This is a genomic window from Brucella lupini (assembly GCF_002252535.1).
Lineage (GTDB): Bacteria > Pseudomonadota > Alphaproteobacteria > Rhizobiales > Rhizobiaceae > Brucella > Brucella anthropi.
Genome location: NZ_NNRN01000062.1, coordinates 114,697 through 139,066, shown reverse-complemented (window position 1 = coordinate 139,066; position 24,370 = coordinate 114,697). Strand labels below are relative to the sequence as shown.

The following is a 24,370-nucleotide window of genomic DNA, read 5'->3' as shown; positions in this document are numbered from 1 at the left end:
CCTGCCAGTCGGGGCTTTTTTTACATAAGAAGATAATCGACTGGTTGAGGAAGGTCGGGCAGGTTTTCCTCGCCCAATGCTTCCCGCAGATTGATTTCGATTGTATCGGCGATGGCCCCGATGGGCAGATCGTTGGGCAATGTTCCGAACGGCTCCTCCAGCTCGTCGCCCAGCGCATCCAGCCCAAAGAAAGTATAGGCCACCAGTGTCGTCGCAAATGGCGTTCCCCAACCAAGCATATCGGCAAAGCCGAACGGTATGAAGAAACAGAACAGATAGGCCGTGCGATGCAGAAGCAGCGTATAGCCGAAGGGAACCGGCGTGAACCGCAACCGCTCGCAGGCCGCCTGAACCTCTGCCAATGCGGACACTGAACTGTCAAGCGTCTGGAAATCGACCGGATGCAGAGCGTCTTTCCCACGCATATCCGCCAGAGCAGCACCAAGCCGCCGCAGGATGAAATCAGGCTTGTTGCGGCTTTCCGCCAACGCTTTCCGCTCTTCCGCAGACAACCATTTGTCGTATTTGTTTGAGCCACCGGTTTCCTCTGGCCGAAGATGGCTGACCATGGCCTGCGAAAACGCAATCGCATAACGGAGCAGCTTTTCCCGTCCGCCTTCCAGTCCCGGCACATTCTCCAGCAACAGCGTCTGACGCCCCAGACCGCGCGTCGTATAGACGAGCTTGCCCCAGATTTTGCGAGCCTCCCACCAGCGGTCATAACAGGCATTGTTGCGGAAGCCGAGAAAGATCGAAAGCGCAATGCCGAGCAGCGCCAAAGCCGTCCCGTTGTTGACGGCTGGCACCCAGCCGGGAAACGCGCGATGCGCCCACACAACCAGCACCGACAGAAGGAAAACCGCAAAAATCTGCGGCAGGATACGCAGGATGATGGAGCCCTTGAGTATGAAGAAGAGCTTCCACAAAAGAGGGCGCGGGCGAACGATCATTTCAAGTGGGTCCGACGAAGATGAGCAAATGCAGCCTATACGCCTTCTTGCAACACACGACCAGAAGCACCCTGTATTTTCTTACCGTATAAGAGAATACAAAATTATATTATTCTAAATAACAGTATTACTTCTCATAAAATTGTTCTGACAAATATTATTTTATCAATTTTCATGGGTGAGAAATGTCAATCCAATCCTTGATAGACAATATTGCCTCAAACGCCAATATAAATCCTGGAACCGCCGAGCAAACAGTTGGTATATTGCTCTCCATCATCCAGCACGAGGCTCCGATTGTCGCGCCGCAAATATTCAACCTGATTCCCGGAGCGCCCGCACTGGCACGCGCCAATGATGTGCTCAACCCTGAAAATCATCATGCAGATGGGATCCTCGGAACAGTTTCGAATGTGGCCGGAAATTTTGCGGGCGAGAGAATAGGCGCTCTGGTCTGCGGTCTGGCGGCATTGAAATCCACCGGCATGAGCATGGATCAGGCCAATCAGGCATTCCTGACAGTCATCCGTCATATCAGGCAAAAAGATCGCGAACTTGTGCGAAAGCTCTTTGCTTTCGTCCCGGCACTGAAAAGCCACTTCAATATTCCACAAACTGAATCTTGACCGAAAATTCACCGAACTCCAACAAAGCCGCGCCTCATGCATTGACGCCGGTGCACCATTGGTGGTCCCTGCACCCCGATCCGGCGCACAAGCCTGCGGGTCACTTGTAAATGGTTGGTCGTGGAAGCCATAGGGTTTGCTCGCCGACTGCGGTTTGAACCGCCCCTTGCGGGGGCAAGGAATTTGGAATTTTCATGTCTGTTCAGTCTCTCATTGACAGTATCGCCACCAAGATCAACATCGATCCGCAGCTTGCAGAAAAGCTGGCTGGCTCGGTGTTTTCCGTTCTGCAGCACAGCGCACCGGAAATCGGCAACAAGATCTTCGCACTCCTGCCGGATGCCCAGCAGCTCGCCAGCGCCCACGACGTGCTTACCTCGAGTACCGGCGGCATTATGGGTGCGCTGTCGGGACTGATGGATAATGTGGCTGGCGAAAAGATGAGTGCGCTTCTCAAAGCCGCTGCCACGCTTCGTTCCAGCGGCCTGTCCAGCGACCAGATCACCGAAGCAGGCGGGCAGGTGATCAATTATGTGCGCGACCATGACCCGCAGCTGGTCGACCAGCTGGTGGCAAACGTACCCGCTCTCAAGGGCCATTTCGGTCTCTGACGCATCGATTTTCTTTTGTGTGCGCTTTCTGCGATGGCGCACACAAAAGCTTGCCGGACCCATTTGTCATTGAGGCCGGTCGCAGCTATCATGCCGCTATCGAAATCATTTTCTGGTGATTGATGTCTGCTGATACGACGGAAAAGAAGGTTACGCGCGCCCCGCGTCGCCGTACGCCTGCCTATGTCAAATCTCTTCGCGGTGTGAAGAACTGGAAGCAGGCAACCGAATGGCTTGCCTGGCGTGATATCGAAGACATCGAATGCATTACCCCCGATCAGGCGGGGGTTGCCCGCGGCAAGATGATGCCGTCGAAGAAGTTCACTTCCAATACCTCGTTGGCATTGCCTTCGGCCGTCTTCATGACGACGATTTCCGGCGACTATCCGGAAGACGGCTACGGCTTTCATTACCCGGAGGATGACGGCGACCTCAAGCTGGTGCCGGACCTCTCGACCCTTTCGGCTGTGCCGTGGGAATCCGATCCAACGGCGCAGGTTATCTGCGATCTCGTCTATCAGGACGGACGCGGGGTGGAATTCACTCCGCGCAACGTGCTGCGCAATGTCGTTGCCGCCTACAGCAAGCGCGGCCTGAAACCGGTCGTTGCCCCGGAAATCGAGTTCTATCTGGTCCGCAAGAACCCCGACCCCGACTATCCGCTGACGCCACCTGTCGGTCGCTCGGGTCGCGCCATTGGCGGCGGACAGGGCTATTCGATTGCAGGCGTGAACGAGTTCGACGAACTGATCGACGACATCTATCATTTCTCCGAAGGCCAGGGGCTGGAGATCGACACGCTGATCCACGAAGAAGGCGCTGGCCAGCTTGAGATCAACCTGCGCCATGGCGACCCGGTGGAACTCGCCGACCAGGTTTTCATGTTCAAGCGCACCATCCGCGAGGCGGCGCTCAAGCACGACATGTATGCCACCTTCATGGCCAAACCCATTCAGGGCCAGCCCGGATCGGCAATGCATATCCACCAGTCCATCGTGGACAAGAAGACCGGACGCAACATCTTCACCAATGAGGATGGCAGCGAAAGCGAGGCTTTCCGCCATTTTATCGGCGGCATGCAGCGTCATGTGCCGAATGCGCTTGTCATGTTCGCGCCCTATGTGAATTCCTATCGCCGCCTGACGCCGGATGCTTCCGCACCCGTCAACGTCAAATGGGGCTACGACAACCGCACCACCGCTTTCCGCGTGCCGCGCTCCGACCCCAATGGGCGCCGCGTGGAAAACCGCATCCCCTCCTCCGATGCCAACCCCTATCTCGCGCTGGCGGCTTCACTTGCCTGCGGCCTGATCGGCCTCGTGAACAAGATTGAAGCTGAACAGCCTGCGACCACCAGCGTCAACACCAAGGAAATCGAACTGCCCCGCGGCCTGATCGACGCGGTGGAACTGTTTGAGGAAGACACGGAGCTGCGCAATCTGTTCGGCAGTTCCTTCGTCACGACCTATGCCGCCATCAAGCGTGCCGAGTTCGAAACCTTCATGGAAGTCATCAGCCCGTGGGAACGCGAGTTCCTGCTGCTCAACGTCTGACCGGTTCCACATGCCCTACCAAAGCCCAATCTCGCCCGGCATTTCCTGGTACGAAGCGAGTGTCCCTGATCGGCCGCAATATCCTGAAATGGATGGCTCGCGGCAGGCCGATGTCGTTGTCATTGGTGGCGGATATACAGGGCTTTCGGCTGCCTACCATCTGGCGAGACAGGGCGTGGACGTCACACTCATCGACGGAGCGCGGTTCGGCGATGGGGCGTCGGGGCGCAATGGTGGCCAGTTCGGCACCGGCCAGCGCACATGGGCCGAAGACCTTGAAGCCGAATATGGCTTTGAGCGCGCCAAGGCTCTATTCGACGTGGCGGAAGAGGCCAAGGCCTATCTCCTTGCCTTTGCCGACGAACACAGGATCGATATGGAATATGTGCCCGGCCAGATTTCGGTCGTGCACAAGCCGCGCTATCTGAAGTCGTATGAACGCCATGTCGAGCTGATGGCGAGTCGCTTCAACTATCAGCACCTGCGTCTGCTCGACCGCGCTGAAACAGCGATTCTGCTCGGTTCTGAACGCTATTTTGGCGGCGTTTATGATGCAGGCACCGGCCATATTCATCCGCTGAAACTGCTTGTCGGAACTGCAAAGGCCGCCCATGCGGCGGGCGCAAAGCTGTTTGAAGACACCAGAGCCACCAAAATCAGCACCGCAAGCGGGCGGGTCGAAGTCGAAACCAATCGCGGAACCATATCGGCGCGAAATGCCTTCATCGCTGTCAATGCTTATGGCGGTCTGCTGGAACCGGTCAGCGCATCGCATGTCATGCCGATCCGCTCATTCATCGGCGCAACAGTGCCGCTTGGCGACGACAGCCCCATTATTCCGGGCGGTGAATCCATCGACGATTCCCGCTTCGTGGTGCGTTATTTCCGTCGTTCAAAGGACGGAAGGCTGCTGTTCGGTGGGCGTGAAGCCTACACTGCCGACAATCCGCGCGATATCAGCACCCACATCCGCCGCCAGATAGCCGAGATTTATCCGGCGCTGGACAAGGTCGAAATCACCCATGCATGGGGTGGCTCGGTCGGCATCACCATGCCGCGCCAGCCCTTCGTGCGCGAAGTGATGCCCGGTGTCATTTCCGCAGGTGGCTATTCCGGTCATGGCGTCATGCTGGCAAACTATATGGGCAAGCTCTATGCCGAAACCGTTGCTGGCAATCGCGACCGGTTGAAACTGTTCGAAGAACTGCGGATTCCCGCCTTCCCCGGCGGCCGTACTTTCCGCTCACCGCTGCTGTTCCTCGCCCTGTCGTGGTATGCACTGATGGACAGGATTTAGAGCGCATCCCGAAAAGTGTGAAACGGTTTTCGGAACAAGATGCGCGTATCGATCTGATTGAATAAGATCGATACGCGCTCTAAGCCGTTACTTCGGCTTGTTCGCTGCGCGCTCCAGCTTGGTCAACACACCGATCAGATTGGGGGCCAGCTCGCGTATCTCGGCAAGGTGCGCGGCGCTGAGCCGCTCAAGAACCTGCTCGGCCTTGTCGGTGAGCGCCAATGTATGACGCCGGCGGTCCGAAGGATCGACCATCCGCATCACCAGATCGGCATCCGCCAGCCTGCCGACCAACTCCGTTGCCGTATGCGGAGCAATGACAAGCCATTCCGCAAGGTTGCCAACCGTCAACGGTGCATTAGCGGCATGGGCCTTGATCGCAAGCAGCGCCTGATGCTGTTGCGCCGGAAGCCCTTCCGCTTCCGCAGCCGTTGCACTGAAACTCATGAACCGGCGCAAACGATAGCGAAGTTCCGCAAGCGCCTGATAGTCGGCTTGTGTCAAAGCATCCGGAGTTTGTTTCACAACAGGCTTCTTCCCTGACCTCGATATAAACACGCCCGTTCGGCTTTTCCGAAGGCGCTTTGCAGCAATCCCCTCCCCAATAGCAAGCCCCTTGCCCAAACACAAAGATGGCAATTGATTTATATCGTATTACGATATATTTAACCAGCCGTTTAGGTGCATCCCGAAAAGTGTGAAGCGGTTTTCGGACAAGATGCGCGTCAAAACAAACATCGAGACGCGCCGGTCTGATTCAACCAGATCGATACGCGCTCCAAGACGCTCTCCCCCAAGCTAGCGTATCCGCCGAGAAAGACAGGAGTTTGCTATGGCCCGGCAAAACGAGTTTCGAAGACCGCACGATTTCACCGGCGGCGTCGCGCGCCGCGTCGCGGGCGATTTTACCGCCGACAGGCGAATGCTGCTCCTGATCGCGATGGCGATCGTCATCGGTGCCGCCAGCACCGCTGCCGCATGGGTGCTTGTAAGCCTGATCGCCCTGGTCACCAATCTGGTCTGGTTTGGCCGCATCAGCATTGACCCGGCAACACTGGCGCACCTTTCGCCGTCCTTCTGGATCGTGCTCATCCCCATATTGGGCGGTCTGGCAATCGGGCTGATGGCACGTTACGGCTCCGAGAAAATTCGCGGGCACGGTATTCCGGAAGCAATCGAAGCCATCCTGATCGGCGGCAGTCGCATGTCGCTCAAAGTGGCGATACTGAAGCCACTTTCATCGGCGATCTCGATCGGTACAGGCGGCCCTTTTGGCGCCGAAGGTCCGATCATCATGACGGGCGGAGCTATCGGATCGCTTTTTGCGCAATTGTTTCAGATGAGTTCAGCCGAGCGGAAGACCTTGCTCGTAGCCGGTGCCGCCGCAGGCATGACCGCCATTTTCGGTACGCCCATTGCCGCCGTGATGCTGGGCGTCGAATTGCTGCTCTTCGAGTGGAAGCCCCGCAGCTTCATTCCTGTGGCAGCTGCAGCAGCAGTCGCTCACACAAACCGACCCTTGTTTTTCGAAACAGGTCCGCTGTTCCAGACCCATTTTCATCTGGCATTGCCCTGGTGGGGAATAGTCGCATGTGCCCTGATCGGCATTGTCGCCGGCCTGCAATCCGGCTTGCTCACGACCCTTCTCTACAAGCTGGAAGATGCATTCGAGCGACTGCCCATTCACTGGATGTGGTGGCCGGCAATCGGCGGCATCGCCATCGGCATTGGCGGTCTGATCGAACCGCGCGCGCTTGGTGTCGGCTATGATCTCATCGACGGTTTCCTCAATGATAAATTTCTGGCAACCACAGTGCTGGTGGTCCTGCTTGTCAAAAGCGCAATCTGGCTCTGCGCTCTGGCATCGGGCACGTCCGGCGGTGTTTTGGCCCCGCTTCTGATCTTCGGCGGCGCGATGGGCTGGCTGCTGGGCTTGATCTTGCCAGGCGGCGAACCCGGCTTCTGGGCGCTGCTCGGAATGGCCGCCATGATGGGCGGCACGATGCGTGCACCGCTGACCGGCACGTTCTTTGCAGTTGAAGTCACTGGCGATTTCGGCCAGATCGTTCCGGTGTTCGTGGCGACGGTAACCGCCTATGCGGTCACGGTTCTTCTGCTCAAGCGTTCAATTCTGACCGAGAAAATTGCGCGGCGCGGACAGCACATCACGCACGAATATGGCGTAAGCCCGTTCGAGTCCGCCCGTGTGCATGAAGTCATGGTGGCGAATGTGGACACGCTACCGGCAAGCATGACCGTGCAGGAAGCCTCTGCCTTTTTTGCCTCGGAAGCGGCACGGCATCGGCTTTATCCGGTCATCGATAACGACCGGATACTGATCGGCATGGTGACGCGCGCTGATGCGCTGGAATGGCAGCGGAAGACGGATTTGTCCAGCCAGACGCTTGCAGATGCCGTTTCCGACACCTCCACACCTGTCGGCCATCAGGACGACAGCGTGGCGTTCATCACCGACATGATGATCGCGACTGATTGTGGACGTATCCCGATTGTGACACGCGACGGAAAACTCTGCGGACTGGTCAGCCGAAAAGACCTCTTGCAACTGAGAGGCCAGATCAACGGCAGTGAAATGGAACGGAAATCCTTCCTGCGCACGGCAGAAGCTGGCTAAACTCGGTTCACAAGAAAGGCGGGGCACCACAATCAGCGCCCCGCCTTTCTTACCACCGCCCGGTACTATTCATTATTCTACGCTACGCTTTCACTCGTCTTTGCTGCCAGACGCTGATAGGTTTCCTCAACCACGTCGCGCAGCGGAAGAATGCCGCTCATGCACAACAATGCATGCATGTGCTGGCGGGCACCTTCGTAGCCCATAAGCGGCGCATAGGGCCGCATGATGATATTGGCTTCGTCCGGATATAGTTCCTGATACTCGGCAAAGTTGGTGAAGCCCTTGTAGCTGTCGCCGCGCATCAGATAGGTTTCGACGGCTGCCCCTTCCGCCAGCACGGCATCATGACTGTCGAGAACGATGTTGTAATAGTCGATTGTCGTATCCATCGACACGCGCGCTATGCTCTGGCCGTTGACCAGATCCTTCGCGCGGATCAGAACGCCGTCGATAAGCAGCGCATGGTTGGGCGAAAGGTAAAGGTCGCGCTGCGGGGTTTTGCTGTCGATGGCATAACGTTTGACACGGATCGGCATCACGCTCTCATTCCATTGCGTGCCGCCTTTTCTGCAGCTCTGCCATCCGACCCACTTGACCGGACGCGTTTCACCGCAAGCCGTGGTCACAAGATCACCAACGGATAATGTCTCCACCGCCACCGGGCCGGTGGGCGTTTCGATAAGTGTGCCTTTCAAAAGGCAGTGCGATCCGGAGCCTCCTCCGCCACCATGACCACCATGCCACCATTTCGTGCCCAGGGCTTGCGACGGGCGTGATGACATTGTTGAAGCCAGAGCACCCAGTGCCACAACCTTGGCGGCAGTGGCTGCTGTGAGACCCAGAAAATGTCGTCGCGCACGACTTCGCGGCGAATGCCCGTTCTTTTCTGAAGACATGAATCCCTCCGCTCTTCTCGTTACGGCACCGGCCTGAAAATCAGCGTGGATTTCTAGCAAAGCACGATGCACAGCTTCAAAATCTGAAGCGTCGTTCCGTGTTGCCCGGATCAGCGGCGCTTCAGTGCTTTGCCCCAAGTTAACAAGTCTGATCTTAACTGATCCCGACCTCGAAAAGATTCCGGCAATCAGGTCTAAAGCCTCCTCGAATAGGCGTAAGCCCTACATCGAAAGGTGAGTTTTTCTGCCGTTGAAAGGCGTTGCCAGCGGTTGCCCCTGCTGATCGAAGTTAAGTCGGCTCCTGAAAGTGTGATTTGTAGCGCTCCAGAAAATAGTATACCCCCCTATTCTAATAGAGAGGCTGTTTTCATGAGCGCACATCATCACTCCCACCATTCCGGGCATCAGCTGAGTTCCAGACACGACCATGTCTTTCTGGGAGAAAACCACCGACGCAATGAGAAGCGAACCTGGATCGTGATCGCCATCACGACAGCGATGATGATAATCGAGATCACAGCCGGAAGCCTTTATGGCTCCATGGCGCTCACTGCCGATGGCTGGCACATGTCCACCCATGCAGCGGCAATGCTGATCGCGGCCCTTGCCTATCTCTATGCGCGCAAGCACGCACATAATTCGCGGTTCACGTTCGGCACAGGCAAGCTCGGCGATCTCGCTGGCTTTGCCAGCGCCATCGTTCTCGCACTGATCGCCCTCCTGATCGGATGGGAAAGCTTCTGGCGCTTCAGTTCCCCGGTAAACATCAATTTTCACGAGGCTATTCTCGTCGCAATCATCGGACTGATCGTCAACCTCGTCTGCGCCTGGCTTCTCAGGGACGATCATTCACACCATCATGGCCATCACCATGACCACGATCACGATCACGCGGGTGGCTATGACCAGAACTTGCGTGCAGCCTATATGCATGTGCTCGCCGATGCGCTGACATCGGTGCTTGCCATCGCAGCGCTCCTGCTGGGCAGCCTTTATGGCTGGCTCTGGCTCGACCCGGCAATGGGCATTGTCGGCGCTGCGGTGATCGCACACTGGTCATGGGGGCTGATCAAAGACACCGGCTCGACCCTTTTGGACTATCTGCCCGAAGACGAAGACCTGCCGGACGAGATCGCGGAGATCATCAGCCGCGAAGGCGGAGAGATCGCTGACCTGCATGTCTGGCAACTCGGGCCAGGCCATCACGGTGCCATTGTGTCGATCGTCGCGGAGCAGCCGAAGACACCGTCCTACTATCGGAACAAGCTTGCGGCGATCCATGATTTGTCGCATGTGACGGTGGAGGTGGAAACGCGCGCTGCCTGAAAATCGCAACATTGCCATGAAGGACCGAAGTTCCCATGACCCACACTATCCGTGAAAAGCAGAAGCTCATCAATCGCGTGCGTCGCATTCGTGGCCAGCTTGAAGGCGTGGAACGGATGCTTGAGGAAGAGAAGGGCTGCGCCGAAGTCATGCAGGTGATTGCAGGCGTCCGTGGTGCGGTCAACGGGCTGATGGCGGAAGTGATCGAAGACCACATCCTGATGCATGTTGCCGATGGCGCCCTTCCGCAAAAGGAACGCGACGAAGGTGCCGGCGAACTCGTCGACGTGGTTCGCGCCTATATGAAATAGACGGTGTGTTGACATCGACCAAAAGCAGGAATAGCTAGGCGGCATGAACAAAGCACTCATCAGCACCCGGTCTTATTACGCCCCGCTCATATAGCGGCGGGTTTGCTTTGTCATAGTTCAACCGCTGCATTGCCAGCGGTTGAGTTTCAAGGACAGCACCTCTGGCCATGCGGCCCTAAAGAGGTCAGTCCATGTCTTGCGACAATAATCAGCATATAAAAATTGGCATTATCGGCTTTGGTGCATTCGGGCAGCTTATCGCCCGTCACCTGAATCCGTATTTCCAGTTGTATGCCTACGACCCCGTCGCAGACCTTGAACAGACAGAGCGGATACATGGTGTCACGCTGACTTCCATGGAACAGGTCGCCCGGTGCAATATCGTCATCCTCGCAACGCCGGTCGCGACGCTCGACCGCGTGGTGGCGATGATCGCGCCGCATCTGCGCCCCGGTGCGCTTGTTCTCGACGTCGGTTCGGTCAAGGTCGGGCCTGCCGATATCATGCAGCGCGGCCTGCCCATGCATGTCGATATTGTCGCCACACATCCGCTCTTCGGTCCGCAGAGCGCGCGTGACGGCATTGCCGGTCTGAAAATCGCCGTCTGCCCCGTGCGCGGTACAAAATTTCGCCGCGTTGCAGCCTTCCTGAAAAAGCATCTTGCCCTCGACGTCATCGTCACGACACCAGAAGACCACGACCGCGAAGCCGCAATGGTTCAGGGTCTGACGCATCTGATCGCCAAGGTTCTGGTGCAGATGGAGCCGTTACCAACCCGCATGACGACAAAGAGCTTCGACCTTATGATGCAGGCGGTCGGCATGGTCCGCCACGATGCACCGGAAGTGTTTCAGGCCATCGAGCGCGCCAATCCTTATGCTCCGAAGGTACGCAAACATTTCTTCGCACTTGCCGACCGCATCAACGAAGAACTGGATCATCAATCCCGTCGACACAGCTCGCTTGACGACATGCAACCAATACTCAACGAGCATACAGCTAAACTGCTGAATATGGTCGACGCCTATCCGAAATAATAGGAGTTTGTTACTCATCTTTTTTCGTACTGTGCTAACAGCTTGATAATTCCTTCGGCAGATTCGGGTTTTCAACATGGCATCCACTCAGAAAACCGCATCCATACCGTCAACGGTATGGATTCTTGGTTTCGTCAGCCTGCTGATGGATATCTCTTCGGAAATGGTACAGACGCTGCTGCCACTCTATCTGGTGGCCGGTCTCGGCGCTTCGGCCATGATGGTCGGATTCATCGAAGGGCTGTCAGTCGCCATCGCAACGGTGACCAAGCTTTTCTCGGGCGTCATCTCCGACTGGACAGGCCGAAGGAAACCGCTTGCCGTCGCAGGCTATGGGCTGGCCGCCATTTCCAAGCTTATCTTCCCGCTGGCAACGACAGCGGGCGGTATCGTAATGGCCAAGGCGATAGACCGTGTTGGCAAGGGCATACGCGGCACGCCGCGCGATGCCTTGATTGCCGATGTGACACCGCCGGAAATACGCGGCGCAGCCTTCGGGCTGCGCAAGTCGCTCGACACGGTCGGCGGCTTCGTCGGTCCGCTCATTGCCATAGGGCTGATGCTCGTAACCGGCGGCAACATCATCACCATTTTCTGGATTGCAGCCATTCCGGCTTTCATTGCGGTCGCGCTTCTGATTTTCGGCATTCGTGAACCGGAAACGCCCCCTAAACGCCCCCTTGCTCGCTCCAAGGGATTTCCACGATTTGCCGATGCGGGCAAGCTGAACGCGACCGTATGGATCGTGATTGCAGTCGCATCGATCCTTACCATGGCTCGTTTTAGCGAAGCATTCCTGCTCCTCAAGGCGCAGGAAGCCGGGTTTGCAGCCGCATGGGTCCCGATCACCATGGTTGTCATGCATGCCGTCTATGGGCTGACAGCCTATCCGGTTGGCGCGCTCTCGGACAGGTTGGGGCGCAAGGGCCTGCTTGCCGCCAGTCTCGGCTTCCTGATCGTCGCCGATCTTGTGATTGCCCAATCGACCACGATCTATCCGTTCCTTGCCGGCATCGTTCTTTGGGGCCTGCATATGGGTTTTTCGCAGGGCATTCTCGCAACGCTCATCGCCGACACGGCACCAGGCCACCTCAAGGGTACGGCCTTTGGCATGTTCAACGTGATAACGGGTCTTGTCATGCTTGTCGGCAACATCGGCGCCGGTTGGCTGTGGGAAAGCTATGGCTCCTCCGCCACCTTCCTTGCCGGTGCAATTCTATCCGCCGTCGCCCTGCTTAGTCTGGCGCTGCTGCCCGGCATCGCCGCCCGCAAGACAGGTTAGAGCGGCATTTCGGAAGTCTGCTTGACTGTCTGGCTTGGCACGTCCGTCTTCAGATTCTGAACGCCCTTGATCCGGCTCAGATATTCCGACTGGAAGCGGCGGTAATCCTCGATATCCGCCGCCACCACGCGGATCATCGCATCATAATCGCCGAGCATGAAATAGCATTCGAGCACCTGCGGCAGCTTCAGGATTTCCTTGGCGAAAGTCTGAAGCGTTTCCTCATCCTGCTGGTCGAGCCGGATGCGCGTGAAGAAAGTCAGCCCTTTGCCAACCTTGGCCGGGTTCAGCACGGCGACATAACGGTCGATCACGCCCGCCTCTTCCAGAAGCTTCACCCGCCGCAGGCATGGTGACGGCGAAAGGCCGACCTCGCGTGCGAGATCGTTATTGGCGATGCGGCCATCGCGCTGCAACACGCGCAGAATCCGTTTATCGATATCATCCAGCTTCATTGGCGTTCGATTCCATTTATGCTGACCTTATTGGCATTCTCTGCCAAATATTGATGCATAAGGGCATAATTCGCAACCAAATTGCTCAAGAAATTGGTTATAGTCACGAAACTTCTCAAGCAAACACGCAAGAGACTGAGCAAGGGGCAACCAGTTACCGGTTGGTCAACGGGAATTTTATGGATATTTCACAGGCCTATGTGCCTCAAAAAAGCAGATCCGGGCGCGGCTCGGAATTCCGTCGCGGGGCCGCAGCCGGTCTGCCGGTTCTGCTTGGCATTATTCCCTATGCGCTGGTTCTGGGCGCGCAGGCCGCACAAAAAGGCCTCAGCGTCATCGAAGTCCCCCTGATGACCGGACTGAACTTTGCAGGCGGATCGGAATTCGCAGCCATCCAGCTCTGGACCTCGCCGCCGCATGTCCTGCTGATTGTTGCGATCACCTTTCTGGTCAACAGCCGCCATCTGCTGATGGGCGCAGCTCTGGCCCCCTTCATCCGCCATCTGCCCAAGCGCAAGGCTTTTGCGAGCCTGTTTCTGATGTGCGATGAAAGCTGGGCGCTCGGACTTGCCGATGCGAAACGTCGCCAGTCGAAAGGCGTCAATCCGGCGCTGAGCCTCACCTTCTATGCCGGCGTGGCCATTCCTTTCTATCTCGCATGGGTTCTATTCACCACGCTGGGTGCCGCCTTCGGGCCGATGATGGGAGACCTGCGCCCCTATGGTTTCGACATGGCATTTCCGGCAGTGTTTCTGGTTCTGCTGGCGGGCATGTGGAAAGGTTTTGCGGCAGCGCGCCCGTGGCTGGTCAGCCTTGTGGTGGCCGCGCTGACCTATCTCACCATTCCCGGCGCCTGGTATGTCGCCGCGGGTGCCTTATCCGGTCTTGTTGCAGCCTATCTGCTGGCAGGTGAAGAATGATCGATCCATTGGCCGTTCTGACCATCGTTCTGATGGCAAGTGTCACCTATCTCACGCGGATCGGCGGCTATGTGCTGCTGCGCAACCGCACGCTCAGCAAACGTGCGACGGCGGTGATGGAAGCAGCTCCCGGCTGTGTTCTGATTTCGGTTATCGCGCCCGATTTCGTGTCCGACAAGCCTGCCGACCTGATCGCGCTTGCAATCACGATCTTCGCCGCAACGCGCTTTTCCATGCTGCCAACCGTGCTGATCGGCATCGGCGCGGCAGGCGCCTGCCGCTACCTGATCGGGTAAAGCATGTCTCCAAAAAGTGGAAACCGGTTTCGGGACAAAGACATGTTTGAAAACAAATAAGCATATCGCCCGAAAGCGGGGCCCAGTATTGCTCAGTGCAGATGCTTTAGCTTGTCTGGGTTGCGCACCACATAGATACCGACAATCTTGCCGTCTTCTATATCGAGAGCTGTCGTCTGGATTTCGCCATCGGCTTCACGCGTGATGATGCCGGGCAAACCATTGATGAAAACCGTACGCAAAAGCGTGGACTGGTTGCCACGGAAATAACCCGCCAGTTTCTCGTGGGTCTTCATCACCTCTTCGAAGCCGAAAACAGGCTTCGGGAAAGCCGGGCGCTTGCCGCCACCATCGGCCTGAAGGTTGACATCTGCTGCCAGCATCGCACCAAGCGCATTCATGTCGCCGCTGCGCGACGCATTGAAGAAGGCCTGCGCGAGTTCGAGCCCGCGCTGCTTGTCGACCTGAAAACGCGGACGCTCCTCGCGCACATGCTTGCGCGCCCGTGCAGCAAGCTGGCGGCAGGCAGCGGCATCGCGCTGGATTGTCCTGGCTATCTCGTCGAAATCCAGCCCGAAGACATCATGCAGCAGAAAGGCGGCGCGTTCCAATGGCGAAAGACGCTCCAGCGCCAGCATGAGCGGAAGGGTGACATCGTCATCCGCTTCCTCTTCGACAACCGGATCGGGAATCCACGGCCCGAAATAGGTTTCGCGCTGGTTGCGACCGGATTTCAGAAAATCAAGGCACAGGCGGGTAACAGTGCGACGCAGAAAGGCCTCCGGCTCGCGCACTTCGCTGCGATCAGCGTTCATCCATCGGATGAACGCCTCCTGCACCATATCCTCGGCATCGGCGACCGAACCCAACATGCGATAGGCAACGCGGATCAGTTTCGGGCGCAGCGGATCGAAGCTGTCAGCTGCATCGCCTTGCAAGGATGTGTCAGCCATCAGACGGCTGCCTTTACTGCCGGCTTCTTGGCTTCCGGCTCGAACCAGAGGCCGAAGCCAACCGCCATGCGGTTCCATCCATTGATGATGTTGATCATCAGCGTAAGGTTCACTTGCTCCTCCTCAGTGAACTGTGCCTGCATGGCAGTGCGGGCGTCTTCCAGATCGTGACCTTGTGACAAACGGGTCAGCGCATCGACCCATCCCAGAGCCGCACGTTCGCGCTCAGAGTAGCACGGTGCTTCGCGCCATGCGGACAACAAATAGATGCGTTGTTCGGTCTCGCCAAGAGAGCGTGCTTCAAGCGTATGCATATTGATGCAATTGGCGCAGGCATTGATCTGCGATGAGCGGATTTTGACAAGCTCGATCAGGCTCGCTTCCAGACTGGATGCGATGGTCATCGAAGCGTTCAACCAGGATTTCATCGTGGCAGGGGCAACATCGAACGGGTTGAGCAGAGGGGTCATGGTATTGTTCCTTTCGGTTCAAGGGGTTCGATAGACATGACGAGACAGCAACGCCGAATGTGACATCCGGTGGAAAAAAAATTAAATGCCCGACATTTTGGTTCTTATGCGATGGAACAAACTACCTCCCACGAAACCAATCGACGGAACTAATCGCCACGTTATGGAGAAATTGATGCATGAGAACGCTACAAGATAGGCTGCTTTTCCGTGATCTGTTTAAATCCAAACAGCACCAATCCGCTCCTCCTTTCCCCGTTTCCTTTCACCTGCTCCCACCTTTCCAACGCCCATCTCCCGGTTTCCTCCTTCTACCCTCGCTCCGCCCCCTTGTCCCATCTTCCTGTCTCTCCACATTGACGACATACCAACCGGTCGGTATTATTTAATAGAGGAGATTTTCCCGATCATATCGGGAACCGCTCAGAGCAAGCGGCAGCAGGCTGCCACTGAACCGGCGCACGGTTTGCAACATACCTTGCGAACAGCCTGTGCTGTAGTGAGGAGGAACCATCATGAAAAACGCGTCCACCAACAGCAACAGTCCGAAACGTCCCGTCATCACCGCATTTGAAAATTCGCCTGATCGCGGCCGAGGGATGGCGCGTGACACGCCCGTTCGATGGGCGCTTGAAGAGACCGGGCAGGACTATGATGTCCGCCTCGTCTCGTTTGAGGCGCTGAAAGCCCACCCCCATCTCGATCTGCAACCTTTCGGGCAGATACCCACCTATGAAGAGGGTGATCTGGCCCTGTTCGAATCCGGCGCGATCGTGCTTCATATTGCGGAGCAGAACCCCGGCCTTCTGCCGGATGACGCCAATGGTCGGGCGCGCGCCATCACATGGATGTTCGCCGCGCATAACACCATCGAGCCAGTGATCCTCGAAAGGGAAGTTGCCGGTTTCGTAGAGCGCAAGGAAAGCTGGTACGAGCAGCGCATCCCCATCGTGGAAGCGCGTATCCGCAAAAGACTGGATGCCCTTTCCGCCTGTCTTGTCAACAATGACTGGCTGGAGGGTGCGTTCAGTGCCGGTGATCTTCTGATGGTGACCGTGCTGCGGAGGCTGAAGAGTTCAGGCATATTGAACGATTATCCGAACCTTGCAGCCTATGTCGCGCGCGGAGAAGCCCGACCGGCCTTCAAGCGTGCATATGACGCCCAGCACGCGGTTTTCCTCGCCGTGTCGAAAGATTGAGCCTGTCTTGGCAGGCATCTATCCACAGTCGAGCTCGCTCAATATCCATTCCCTGAATGCGCGCACCTTTGGCGTATTGCGACGGGATTTGGGATAGACGAGCCAATAAGATCGCCCATCATCGCCAAGAATATCGAAAGGCTGGATAAGCTGGCCGGTAGCGATTTCGATCTGGTGGAAAGCAGGCGTGAGAATGCCCACCCCCTGCCCTGCGACTGTCGCCCGACCTTCGATATGCTGCGCTCCGAGCCGGCTCTGCGTATTGCCTTGCATTTGCGGGTTTTCGATCCCCGCCGCCTTGAACCAGATATTCCACCACGGATCGCTCACATCGATGATCTTGAGCCGCAGGAGGTCCGCAGGTTCTTTCACCCCGCCTATAGTGGCCGCCAAGGCCGGGCTCAGCATGGGCGTGAAACTCGCCTTGATGAGCTGATGTGCCTCCAGCCCCGGCCATTTGCCGAAGCCGCTTCTGATCGCGATGTCCACATTAGTCGTCGCAAAATCGATCATGCTGTCGGACGTATCGAGCCGGACCGCGAGTGACGGATGCCGCATCTGGAACGAGCCGAGCCGATGCGCCAGCCAGTTGGCGGCAAAAGTGGCGAGAACGCTGATCGACAGCGTACCTTCCGCATCTTCCCGCAGGCTGGCAAAGGCATTGCGCATCGTCTCGAACGCTTCCGTGATCGCGGGAGCAAGCTGCCTGCCAAGTTCGGTCAGTTCCACCTGTCGCGGCATACGCAGAAACAGGGGCGCGCCGACACGCTCCTCCAATATCTTTATCTGATAGCTGACCGCAGCCTGTGTCATGCCCAGCTCCTCCGCAGCGCGGGTAAAACTTGCATGGCGGGCGGCGGATTCAAAAACGCGAATGGCCGATAAAGGGGGAAGCGCTGTCGTCATGATGCATAAGTCCTCCTTATGCATACTAATCGAGGTTCGATTGGAAAACAAAGGTTTTCAGGCGCATACCTATAGGCAGAGTTTAACGAGCAGCTGCCTCCCACAGCCGCTTCATTCGATAGGTGAGATCATGAAAAACGTCGATTCTGCCTGCACAACCGCCACAGCGCCCACGGTCAGCCACGGATCGGAAAGCGGCTGGAGCGCACTATTCTCCCGCCTGTTTTCGCGCAAACGTACTCATATCGTCGTTACCGAACATTCGCCGGAATATCTCTTGCGGGATATCGGCATCGGTGATGGGCGCACGCAATATTATTCGCGAGACGGCCATAAGCTGCCCGAATGGTAATGATTGCGTCACGTGCTGATGACGGCAAAGCCCCGCGCCTTGAGGCCGCGCCGGTCCTCGTGCAGACTATTGACGAGGCGGCTGCGGCTTCCGTCCAGATGCGCGCTCATCAACGCCGTCGCCTTATCGGTATTTCCTTCGCGCACCGCATCGAGAATGGAGCGGTGTTCGGCCCATGCGCGAGCGAGCGCCGCCTCGTCGCGCACTTCCAGCCAGCGCGCCCGGGAGAGGCGCTGCATAGCATCGCGCACGCCACGGCTGAGAAACTCGTTGCCGGACAGGCGCGCCAGTTCGATATGAAAATCCATGCCGATCCGGTGCCATTCCTCGCGCGATGTGTCCGCATCACAGCTGTCCAGCATCGCTAGAATCAGCTCCACACCACTGCGATCTTCAAGCGCGCAGGTGAGCTTTAACGCGGCAATTTCCAGCGCTTCACGATAGACACCGATTTGTTCAATTTCGCTGAGATTGATTGGCGAGACCGTCCAGCCGCGCCCTTCACGACAGATCAGGCCTTCCGCCTCCAGCCGCAGAAGCGCTGCCCGGATCGGCGTGCGTGAGGCTTCAAACTGCGCCTCGATCCAGCGCTCGGTCAAACGTTCGCCCGGCCCCAGTTCCAGACCGAGGATCATGTCGCGAAGCTGCGTCTCAACCTGCCTCATCTGTGACATTGGCGACCATTCTCCATTTTAGAGCATAATCCGACCGGAGTGAAACGAGGATCGATAAGATTATGCTTCAAATAAAAGGGCTTAGAGAGCGTTTTGATCTGATACAATCAGAACAAAACGCTCTCTAAGGCAGCGCTGCAATTGACAAGCCTCATCAACAGGCGCATTCATGCATACCGTTTTGGTATCCCAAAATGGAATACATTGCAATCGCGAGACATGACATGAGCACCGCCCAAGCCGCTGCAAGCGACGAAACCGTCGCTGCAGCCCGCCAGGAAAATATGGCCGTCGAAGATAATCACGAGCGCTACTGGAAGCAGAATCTGCTGATCTGCCTCATCGGTTCGTTCACGACGCTCATTGCCATGTCGCTCCTCCTCCCCTTCCTGCCGCTCTATGTGGAACAATTGGGCGTCACCGATCACGCGGCAATCGTGCAGTGGTCAGGTATCGCTTACGGCGCCACCTTTCTGGCAGCAGCCTTCGTCGCGCCGCTGTGGGGCAGGCTCGGCGACCGCTATGGACGTAAGCTGATGCTGATCCGCGCCAGCCTCGGCATGGCCATCGCCATGTCGCTGATCGGCATGGTGACGAGTGTCTGGCAGCTGGTGGCGCTGCGCCTGTTCGTGGGCATCGCAGGCGGCTATTCGTCCGGCTCGATGATCCTCGTCGCTACCCAGACGCCAAAAGAAAAGACCGGTTGGGCGCTGGGCGCGCTTTCGGCTGGCATCATGGCGGGCAATCTGGCCGGCCCGCTGCTCGGCGGCGCTTTGCCGCCGCTGATCGGCATTCGCGCAACCTTCTGGCTAGCTGGTGGCGTGATCTTTCTCACCTTTCTGGCCACCACCTTTCTGATCCGCGAAGAGCGCAAGCCACCGAAGCCGACCAAAGAGCAGAAGGCGGAATCCATCTGGGCTGCCATTCCTGACAGGAAACCGGTTATCGCCATGCTGGTGACGGGTATGCTGCTGCTTTTTGCCAATATGTCGATTGAGCCGATCATCACCGTCTATGTGATCCAACTGATGGACGATCAGACGAAAGTGACACTGATTTCCGGCGTGGTGATGGCTGCTGCAGCCCTCGGCAGCATCATGTCATCCTCGCGACTGGGGCGCCTTGCCGACCGCATTGGCCACACCCGCGTCATCATCGGGGCACTGTCAGTTTCCGCGCTGCTTTTGATCCCGCAGGCTTTCGTTACGGAAGCCTGGCAGCTGATCGGCCTGCGTTTTCTGATGGGGCTGGCGCTGGGCGGATTGCTGCCCTGCATCACCAGCGTCATCCGGCACAATGTGCCCGACCGTGTAGCGGGCGGCATTCTGGGCTATTCCGTCTCGGCCCAATATGTCGGGCAGGTTGCTGGCCCCGTCGCTGGCGGTTTCGTCGGCGGTCACTTCGGCATGCGGTCCGTATTCCTCGGCACATGCCTGATTATGGCTCTCGGCGCATTTTATAACTGGACCGTCCTGCGCAAGAACCGATAATTTCGGCCATCTCCCGAATCCGCAAAACCCACGGCAGAATCAGAATGACAGCACATATCTTCGCGCCTTTCGCAACGCTTGCCGAAAGGCTGCTGCCTCATGCGCTCGAACACGGCGAGGACGGGTCACATGACCTGTCCCACCTTGCCCGTGTCTGGAAAAATGCCGCTGCGATCCAGCGTCAGGAAGGCGGCGATGCCGGAGTGCTTTGCGCCGCAGCCCTGCTGCATGACTGCGTGAGCGTGGAGAAGAATTCGCCCGACAGAAATCGCGCCTCGCGTCTGGCGGCAGAAAAGGCAATAACCTTGCTGCGGAACCTCGGCTGGAATGACGCTCGCATCGACCTCGCCGCCCATGCCATCGAGGCGCACAGCTTTTCAGCCAATATCGAGCCTGTCACGATGGAAGCGAAAATCCTGCAGGATGCGGACCGGCTTGATGCCATTGGCGTGATTGGAGCTGCCCGGTGTTTCTACATTGCGGGCCGCATGGGCAGTGCGCTTTACGACTGGCGCGATCCACACGCCGAAAACCGCCCGCTGGACGACAAGCTTTTCGCGCTCGACCATTTCCGCACCAAACTGTTCGGCCTCGCCTCCGGTTTCAAGACGGAAACCGGAAAGCTCATGGCCGCTGAACGGCACAGGCGTCTGGAAGCCATTTTTGATGACTTCCTTGCCGAAGCCGATGGCTAGATTGAGTAACCACCGTCGATATTCAGTGCCGTCCCCGTCACCATGGAAGCGGCGTCCGAGGCCAGCCAGAGTGCAGCTTCGGCCACATCCTCCGGCGTCGAAAACCGATTGAGGGGAATGGTGGCCTTGAGTGCTGCACGAGCTTCCGGGGTGTCTTCCTCCAGAAACAGTTTCAGTGCCTCACCGTCGCTTTCGGCCGGGCAGATGCAGTTCACGCGGATATTCTTGTCCGCAAGTTCCAGCGCCATCGCCTTGGTCGCGCTGATGATCCAGCCCTTGGACGCGCTGTACCAGACGAGGCCCTTGCGCGGGCGCAGTGCGGTAGCCGAAGCCGTGTTGATGATGACGCCTCCGCCCTGATGCTCCATGATCGGTACAACGATCTGCGTCGAATAATAAAGCGCCTTCATATTCACGGACGCGATCAGGTCGAAACTGTCCTCCGTCACTTCGGTCAGCGGCATGTTGCGATGCGTAAAACCGGCATTGTTGATCATGATGTCGATGCGGCCGAACGTTTCGAAGGCTGTGCGCGCCACGCGCTCCATGTCGTCCTTGCGCGAGACATCGGCCTGCACGGAAAGAGCGTTCTTGCCGATATCGGCAAGCTCATCCTCGACACGCTTCACGTTCACATCGGCGAGAACGACCTTTGCACCTTCGGCTGCAAATCGGCGCGCCATGCCTGAACCGAAGCCCGAGCCGGCACCGGTGATGATTGCGACCTTATCCTGCAGCCTCTTCATGTCATTCTCCTTTTGAGCATTTCCAGTAAAGTGCAATCACTTGAATCCAGATTATTTGTTTCAATATGGCGTAAAGAGCCTGAACCAAAATGAACATGTCATGTATGCACAACCCGTTAATCCGTCAATTATGGCAGGGCGCCTTCAATTTCGTGCGATTGCAGCATTGCGACTGTTGAATTTAAATCGATTAGATAATAGACAAGGGCAGCTTGAAAATCGCATGCTGCCCACAGGCAGACTGATTTGCGCAAGAAGAGAAGAGAGCGATAGATGACCAGCCAGACAATTCCGGTAGAGCCTTTCGACTGCATCGTGTTCGGCGGTTCCGGCGATCTTGCCGAACGCAAGCTCATTCCGGCACTGTATCAGCGTCAGCGTGCAGGCCAGCTCACCGACCCAACGCGCATCATCGGCGCATCGCGCAGTGCCATGACCGATGAGGAATATCGGCAGTTCGCACGCGATGCCATCCACGAGCATGTGAAGGCTTCGGAAGTCGACGAGAAGGAAGTCGACAAGTTTCTCGCCCGTCTCAGCTATGTGGCGGTCGATGCCAAGTCCGAAGAGGGCTGGGATGCGCTCAAGACGCTGATCGGCAAGAAGCCGGAAAAGATTCGCGCTTTCTATCTCGCCGTCAGCCCCACGCTCTTCGGTGATATCGCCACGCGCCTCAAGGCGCATGGCCTGATTACCCGCGATACACGCATCATCGTGGAAAAGCCGATCGGTCGCGACCTGGAATCCGCCATGGCGCTCAATGATACGCTGGGCAGCGTTTTCCGCGAAGATCAGATTTTCCGCATTGACCACTATCTCGGCAAGGAAACCGTGCAGAACCTGATGGCGCTGCGCTTTGCCAATGCGCTTTATGAGCCATTGTGGAACTCTGCCCATATCGACCATGTGCAGATCACGGTTGCCGAATCTGTCGGCCTTGAGGGTCGCGCCGGTTATTACGACACGGCAGGCGCGCTGCGCGACATGGTGCAGAACCACATTCTTCAGCTGCTCTGCCTTGTCGCCATGGAACCGCCATCCTCGCTGGAGGCCGATGCCGTCCATGACGAAAAGGTCAAGGTTCTGCGGTCCCTTCAGCCGATTACCAATGCAAATGTCGAAGACTTGACCGTTCGCGGCCAATATCGTGCAGGCGCATCCGCAGGCGGTCCGGTCAAGGGCTACCTGGAAGACCTCGAAAACAACACCAGCAACACCGAAACCTTTGTGGCGCTGAAAGCTGAAATCGCCAACTGGCGCTGGGCTGGCGTACCGTTCTATCTGCGCACAGGCAAGCGTCTTGCCACGCGCGTTTCGGAAATCGTCGTCACATTCAAGCCGATCCCGCACTCCATCTTCGGCGAAAGTGCTGGCAAGGTCATCGCCAACCAGCTTGTCATCCGCCTGCAACCGGATGAAGGCGTGAAGCAGTGGATGATGATCAAGGATCCGGGTCCGGGCGGTATGCGCCTGCGTCACGTGCCGCTGGATATGAGTTTTGCCGAATCTTTCAGCGAGCGCAATCCGGATGCCTATGAACGTCTCATCATGGATGTCGTTCGCGGCAACCAGACCCTCTTCATGCGGCGCGACGAAGTTGAGGCGGCATGGCGCTGGGTCGACCCGATCCTTCAGGGGTGGGAATTGAACAGCCAGCCTGTGCAGGGCTACACAGCAGGAACTTGGGGACCGTCATCGTCCATCGCGCTCATTGAGCGTGACGGACGCACATGGCACGAGAGCCTCTAGAGCGCATCCCGAAAAGTGTGAAACGGTTTTCGGGATGCGCGTCAAAACAAAGAGATAGAGCGCCGATCTGATCCAATCAGATCGAAACGCGCTCTAAGCATTTCCAGCAAAAGTGCGCAGCGGTTTTGCGTAGGATAATGCGAAAAACAAAGAGATAGAGCGGCTTCACGATTTTATCCGATTGAAACCGCTCTGGTTTCTGCTTTGGAAAGGTATGGAATGAGCATTGAACGGCACGATTTTACCAGCGGAACGGAACTGGCGCAGGCATTGTCGGAAGCCATTGCGAACAAGCTGAATGCCGCCATCGCTGAACGGGGACAGGCCACCTTGGCCGTCTCTGGCGGCACCACGCCGCTCAAGCTGTTCGAAGTGCTCTCCCGCAAGATGATCGACTGGAACCTCGTCACGATCACCCTTGTGGATGAGCGTTTCGTCCCCGTCGATAGCGACCGTTCCAACGAAAAGCTGGTGCGCGAGCATCTTTTGCGCGATCATGCGGGCGTGGCCAAATTCGTCGGCCTTTACAATCCGGCGGCGACGGCCGAAACGGCGGCGCTTGCTGCCGCCAGCCGCATCGATGCGTTGCGTCGTCCTTTCGACGTGGTGGTGCTTGGCATGGGCAATGATGGTCATACCGCCTCCTTCTTTCCCGGTGCCGACCGGCTTGATCAGGCGATCAACCCGGAAACAAGGGCGCTTGTGCTGCCGATCCATGCCGAAGGTGCTGGCGAAAAACGTCTGACCCTGACCCTTCCCATCATTGCCGAAGCCGACATGCTGGTTCTGCATATCGAAGGCGCTGCCAAGCAGGCAACGCTGGAAAAGGCGCTTTCCGGCGATGACGAGAATGAAATGCCCGTGCGGGCTGTCTTCCATCATGCGCGCACACCAATCCAGCTCTACTGGACAAGTTAAATTCGATTCAAGCCAGATTG

Annotated in this window: 26 protein-coding genes; 17 read left to right on the top strand and 9 right to left on the bottom strand. The window is 57.3% G+C overall.

The window, feature by feature from the left end:
- Positions 1-20: 20 nt before the first annotated feature.
- Positions 21-950, bottom strand: a complete 930-nt coding sequence (locus CES86_RS24110; protein ID WP_094515613.1) for a bestrophin family protein — start codon at positions 948-950, stop codon at positions 21-23.
- A gap of 185 nt (positions 951-1,135) precedes the next feature.
- On the opposite strand from CES86_RS24110, the gene CES86_RS24105 reads away from it, so the two are divergent.
- The 4 genes from CES86_RS24105 to CES86_RS24090 all read left to right on the top strand — a co-directional run bounded on the left by CES86_RS24105 (position 1,136) and on the right by CES86_RS24090 (position 5,037).
- A complete protein-coding gene (locus CES86_RS24105; protein WP_094515612.1) occupies positions 1,136-1,576 on the top strand; it encodes a hypothetical protein in 441 nt (146 codons plus the stop codon).
- A 194-nt stretch (positions 1,577-1,770) separates the two neighbouring features.
- A complete protein-coding gene (locus CES86_RS24100; RefSeq protein WP_094515611.1) occupies positions 1,771-2,187 on the top strand; it encodes a DUF2267 domain-containing protein in 417 nt (138 codons plus the stop codon).
- A gap of 122 nt (positions 2,188-2,309) precedes the next feature.
- The gene (locus CES86_RS24095; protein ID WP_010659122.1) at positions 2,310-3,740 is read left to right on the top strand and encodes a glutamine synthetase family protein; all 1,431 of its coding nucleotides are present in this window, start codon (positions 2,310-2,312) and stop codon (positions 3,738-3,740) included.
- Positions 3,741-3,750: 10 nt separating this feature from the next.
- Entirely contained in the window at positions 3,751-5,037 is a 1,287-nt protein-coding gene (locus CES86_RS24090) for an NAD(P)/FAD-dependent oxidoreductase (RefSeq protein WP_029926763.1), read from the top strand.
- An 87-nt stretch (positions 5,038-5,124) separates the two neighbouring features.
- Here CES86_RS24090 and CES86_RS24085 read toward each other — a convergent pair whose 3' ends face one another.
- Positions 5,125-5,484: a MarR family winged helix-turn-helix transcriptional regulator gene (locus CES86_RS24085; protein ID WP_235820028.1), complete on the bottom strand. Its 360-nt coding sequence runs from the start codon at positions 5,482-5,484 to the stop codon at positions 5,125-5,127.
- A gap of 385 nt (positions 5,485-5,869) precedes the next feature.
- Here CES86_RS24085 and CES86_RS24080 point away from each other — a divergent pair, with 385 nt between their 5' ends.
- Positions 5,870-7,672 (top strand): chloride channel protein, encoded by a 1,803-nt coding sequence (locus CES86_RS24080; protein ID WP_094515610.1) that lies wholly within the window; start codon positions 5,870-5,872, stop codon positions 7,670-7,672.
- Positions 7,673-7,749: 77 nt separating this feature from the next.
- On the opposite strand, the gene CES86_RS24075 is transcribed toward CES86_RS24080, so the two are convergent.
- Positions 7,750-8,571 carry a Hint domain-containing protein gene (locus CES86_RS24075; protein WP_012093285.1) on the bottom strand — a complete coding sequence of 274 codons (822 nt, stop codon included), beginning with the start codon at positions 8,569-8,571 and terminating at the stop codon, positions 7,750-7,752.
- Between the two features lie 369 nt (positions 8,572-8,940).
- On the opposite strand from CES86_RS24075, the gene dmeF reads away from it, so the two are divergent.
- The 4 genes from dmeF (at position 8,941) to CES86_RS24055 (ending at position 12,527) form a co-directional block, all read left to right on the top strand.
- Positions 8,941-9,897, top strand: a complete 957-nt coding sequence (gene dmeF / locus CES86_RS24070) for a CDF family Co(II)/Ni(II) efflux transporter DmeF (protein WP_012093287.1) — start codon at positions 8,941-8,943, stop codon at positions 9,895-9,897.
- A 35-nt stretch (positions 9,898-9,932) separates the two neighbouring features.
- Positions 9,933-10,208, top strand: coding sequence for a metal/formaldehyde-sensitive transcriptional repressor (locus CES86_RS24065; protein ID WP_012093288.1), 276 nt, complete (start codon positions 9,933-9,935; stop codon positions 10,206-10,208).
- A gap of 191 nt (positions 10,209-10,399) precedes the next feature.
- Positions 10,400-11,245 (top strand): prephenate dehydrogenase/arogenate dehydrogenase family protein, encoded by an 846-nt coding sequence (locus tag CES86_RS24060; protein ID WP_094515609.1) that lies wholly within the window; start codon positions 10,400-10,402, stop codon positions 11,243-11,245.
- 76 nt (positions 11,246-11,321) lie between these two features.
- A complete protein-coding gene (locus CES86_RS24055; RefSeq protein WP_012093291.1) occupies positions 11,322-12,527 on the top strand; it encodes an MFS transporter in 1,206 nt (401 codons plus the stop codon).
- Here the strand turns inward: CES86_RS24055 and CES86_RS24050 are convergent.
- Complete coding sequence (locus CES86_RS24050; protein WP_010659131.1) at positions 12,524-12,982, bottom strand: Lrp/AsnC family transcriptional regulator; 459 nt, start codon at positions 12,980-12,982, stop codon at positions 12,524-12,526. The two genes, CES86_RS24055 and CES86_RS24050, sit on opposite strands and share 4 nt — an antisense overlap.
- A gap of 179 nt (positions 12,983-13,161) precedes the next feature.
- On the opposite strand from CES86_RS24050, the gene CES86_RS24045 reads away from it, so the two are divergent.
- Positions 13,162-13,902 (top strand): AzlC family ABC transporter permease, encoded by a 741-nt coding sequence (locus CES86_RS24045; protein ID WP_010659132.1) that lies wholly within the window; start codon positions 13,162-13,164, stop codon positions 13,900-13,902.
- A complete protein-coding gene (locus CES86_RS24040) occupies positions 13,899-14,198 on the top strand; it encodes an AzlD family protein (RefSeq protein WP_010659133.1) in 300 nt (99 codons plus the stop codon). Before CES86_RS24045 ends, CES86_RS24040 begins: the two co-directional genes overlap by 4 nt.
- Positions 14,199-14,290: 92 nt before the next feature.
- Here the strand turns inward: CES86_RS24040 and CES86_RS24035 are convergent, their stop codons facing one another.
- The gene (locus tag CES86_RS24035) at positions 14,291-15,151 is read right to left on the bottom strand and encodes a sigma-70 family RNA polymerase sigma factor (RefSeq protein ID WP_094515608.1); all 861 of its coding nucleotides are present in this window, start codon (positions 15,149-15,151) and stop codon (positions 14,291-14,293) included.
- Positions 15,151-15,621: a carboxymuconolactone decarboxylase family protein gene (locus CES86_RS24030; protein WP_010659135.1), complete on the bottom strand. Its 471-nt coding sequence runs from the start codon at positions 15,619-15,621 to the stop codon at positions 15,151-15,153. The genes CES86_RS24035 and CES86_RS24030 overlap by 1 nt, the downstream gene beginning before the upstream one ends.
- A 515-nt stretch (positions 15,622-16,136) precedes the next feature.
- On the opposite strand from CES86_RS24030, the gene CES86_RS24025 reads away from it, so the two are divergent.
- Positions 16,137-16,820 carry a glutathione S-transferase family protein gene (locus tag CES86_RS24025; protein ID WP_012093293.1) on the top strand — a complete coding sequence of 228 codons (684 nt, stop codon included), beginning with the start codon at positions 16,137-16,139 and terminating at the stop codon, positions 16,818-16,820.
- A gap of 18 nt (positions 16,821-16,838) precedes the next feature.
- Here CES86_RS24025 and gcvA read toward each other — a convergent pair whose 3' ends face one another.
- Positions 16,839-17,726: a transcriptional regulator GcvA gene (gcvA, locus tag CES86_RS24020; RefSeq protein WP_010659137.1), complete on the bottom strand. Its 888-nt coding sequence runs from the start codon at positions 17,724-17,726 to the stop codon at positions 16,839-16,841.
- A 130-nt stretch (positions 17,727-17,856) separates the two neighbouring features.
- Between gcvA and CES86_RS24015 the strand changes: the two genes are divergently transcribed.
- Positions 17,857-18,078, top strand: coding sequence for a hypothetical protein (locus CES86_RS24015; protein ID WP_040128636.1), 222 nt, complete (start codon positions 17,857-17,859; stop codon positions 18,076-18,078).
- Between the two features lie 8 nt (positions 18,079-18,086).
- Here CES86_RS24015 and CES86_RS24010 read toward each other — a convergent pair whose 3' ends face one another.
- Positions 18,087-18,752 carry a GntR family transcriptional regulator gene (locus CES86_RS24010; RefSeq protein WP_012093294.1) on the bottom strand — a complete coding sequence of 222 codons (666 nt, stop codon included), beginning with the start codon at positions 18,750-18,752 and terminating at the stop codon, positions 18,087-18,089.
- Positions 18,753-18,976: 224 nt separating this feature from the next.
- Here CES86_RS24010 and CES86_RS24005 point away from each other — a divergent pair, with 224 nt between their 5' ends.
- On the top strand, positions 18,977-20,242 hold the full coding sequence (locus CES86_RS24005; protein WP_040128633.1) for a multidrug efflux MFS transporter: 1,266 nt from the start codon (positions 18,977-18,979) through the stop codon (positions 20,240-20,242).
- A 44-nt stretch (positions 20,243-20,286) separates the two neighbouring features.
- On the top strand, positions 20,287-20,937 hold the full coding sequence (locus tag CES86_RS24000; RefSeq protein ID WP_094515607.1) for an HD domain-containing protein: 651 nt from the start codon (positions 20,287-20,289) through the stop codon (positions 20,935-20,937).
- Here the strand turns inward: CES86_RS24000 and CES86_RS23995 are convergent.
- Complete coding sequence (locus CES86_RS23995) at positions 20,934-21,683, bottom strand: SDR family oxidoreductase (RefSeq protein ID WP_010659142.1); 750 nt, start codon at positions 21,681-21,683, stop codon at positions 20,934-20,936. The two genes, CES86_RS24000 and CES86_RS23995, sit on opposite strands and share 4 nt — an antisense overlap.
- 273 nt (positions 21,684-21,956) lie before the next feature.
- On the opposite strand from CES86_RS23995, the gene zwf reads away from it, so the two are divergent.
- Both zwf and pgl read left to right on the top strand, forming a co-directional pair.
- Complete coding sequence (gene zwf, locus CES86_RS23990) at positions 21,957-23,432, top strand: glucose-6-phosphate dehydrogenase (RefSeq protein WP_012093297.1); 1,476 nt, start codon at positions 21,957-21,959, stop codon at positions 23,430-23,432.
- Positions 23,433-23,651: 219 nt separating this feature from the next.
- The gene (gene pgl, locus CES86_RS23985; protein ID WP_012093298.1) at positions 23,652-24,350 is read left to right on the top strand and encodes a 6-phosphogluconolactonase; all 699 of its coding nucleotides are present in this window, start codon (positions 23,652-23,654) and stop codon (positions 24,348-24,350) included.
- Positions 24,351-24,370: the final 20 nt, after the last annotated feature.

What these genes read in the sequence shown, in the direction of transcription:
- CES86_RS24000 (WP_094515607.1), top strand. Translation starts at nt 20,287, where the DNA reads ATGACAGCACATATCTTCGCGCCTTTCGCAACGCTTGCCGAAAGGCTG.
- CES86_RS24035 (WP_094515608.1), bottom strand. Translation starts at nt 15,151, where the DNA reads ATGGCTGACACATCCTTGCAAGGCGATGCAGCTGACAGCTTCGATCCG.
- CES86_RS24100 (WP_094515611.1), top strand. Translation starts at nt 1,771, where the DNA reads ATGTCTGTTCAGTCTCTCATTGACAGTATCGCCACCAAGATCAACATC.
- CES86_RS24055 (WP_012093291.1), top strand. Translation starts at nt 11,322, where the DNA reads ATGGCATCCACTCAGAAAACCGCATCCATACCGTCAACGGTATGGATT.
- CES86_RS24105 (WP_094515612.1), top strand. Translation starts at nt 1,136, where the DNA reads ATGTCAATCCAATCCTTGATAGACAATATTGCCTCAAACGCCAATATA.
- CES86_RS24095 (WP_010659122.1), top strand. Translation starts at nt 2,310, where the DNA reads ATGTCTGCTGATACGACGGAAAAGAAGGTTACGCGCGCCCCGCGTCGC.
- CES86_RS24075 (WP_012093285.1), bottom strand. Translation starts at nt 8,571, where the DNA reads ATGTCTTCAGAAAAGAACGGGCATTCGCCGCGAAGTCGTGCGCGACGA.
- gcvA (WP_010659137.1), bottom strand. Translation starts at nt 17,726, where the DNA reads ATGACGACAGCGCTTCCCCCTTTATCGGCCATTCGCGTTTTTGAATCC.
- CES86_RS24060 (WP_094515609.1), top strand. Translation starts at nt 10,400, where the DNA reads ATGTCTTGCGACAATAATCAGCATATAAAAATTGGCATTATCGGCTTT.
- CES86_RS24090 (WP_029926763.1), top strand. Translation starts at nt 3,751, where the DNA reads ATGCCCTACCAAAGCCCAATCTCGCCCGGCATTTCCTGGTACGAAGCG.
- CES86_RS24065 (WP_012093288.1), top strand. Translation starts at nt 9,933, where the DNA reads ATGACCCACACTATCCGTGAAAAGCAGAAGCTCATCAATCGCGTGCGT.
- CES86_RS24085 (WP_235820028.1), bottom strand. Translation starts at nt 5,484, where the DNA reads ATGAGTTTCAGTGCAACGGCTGCGGAAGCGGAAGGGCTTCCGGCGCAA.
- CES86_RS24080 (WP_094515610.1), top strand. Translation starts at nt 5,870, where the DNA reads ATGGCCCGGCAAAACGAGTTTCGAAGACCGCACGATTTCACCGGCGGC.
- CES86_RS24110 (WP_094515613.1), bottom strand. Translation starts at nt 950, where the DNA reads ATGATCGTTCGCCCGCGCCCTCTTTTGTGGAAGCTCTTCTTCATACTC.
- CES86_RS24030 (WP_010659135.1), bottom strand. Translation starts at nt 15,621, where the DNA reads ATGACCCCTCTGCTCAACCCGTTCGATGTTGCCCCTGCCACGATGAAA.
- pgl (WP_012093298.1), top strand. Translation starts at nt 23,652, where the DNA reads ATGAGCATTGAACGGCACGATTTTACCAGCGGAACGGAACTGGCGCAG.
- CES86_RS24010 (WP_012093294.1), bottom strand. Translation starts at nt 18,752, where the DNA reads ATGTCACAGATGAGGCAGGTTGAGACGCAGCTTCGCGACATGATCCTC.
- CES86_RS24040 (WP_010659133.1), top strand. Translation starts at nt 13,899, where the DNA reads ATGATCGATCCATTGGCCGTTCTGACCATCGTTCTGATGGCAAGTGTC.
- CES86_RS24045 (WP_010659132.1), top strand. Translation starts at nt 13,162, where the DNA reads ATGGATATTTCACAGGCCTATGTGCCTCAAAAAAGCAGATCCGGGCGC.
- CES86_RS24015 (WP_040128636.1), top strand. Translation starts at nt 17,857, where the DNA reads ATGAAAAACGTCGATTCTGCCTGCACAACCGCCACAGCGCCCACGGTC.
- dmeF (WP_012093287.1), top strand. Translation starts at nt 8,941, where the DNA reads ATGAGCGCACATCATCACTCCCACCATTCCGGGCATCAGCTGAGTTCC.
- zwf (WP_012093297.1), top strand. Translation starts at nt 21,957, where the DNA reads ATGACCAGCCAGACAATTCCGGTAGAGCCTTTCGACTGCATCGTGTTC.
- CES86_RS24005 (WP_040128633.1), top strand. Translation starts at nt 18,977, where the DNA reads ATGAGCACCGCCCAAGCCGCTGCAAGCGACGAAACCGTCGCTGCAGCC.
- CES86_RS24025 (WP_012093293.1), top strand. Translation starts at nt 16,137, where the DNA reads ATGAAAAACGCGTCCACCAACAGCAACAGTCCGAAACGTCCCGTCATC.
- CES86_RS24050 (WP_010659131.1), bottom strand. Translation starts at nt 12,982, where the DNA reads ATGAAGCTGGATGATATCGATAAACGGATTCTGCGCGTGTTGCAGCGC.
- CES86_RS23995 (WP_010659142.1), bottom strand. Translation starts at nt 21,683, where the DNA reads ATGAAGAGGCTGCAGGATAAGGTCGCAATCATCACCGGTGCCGGCTCG.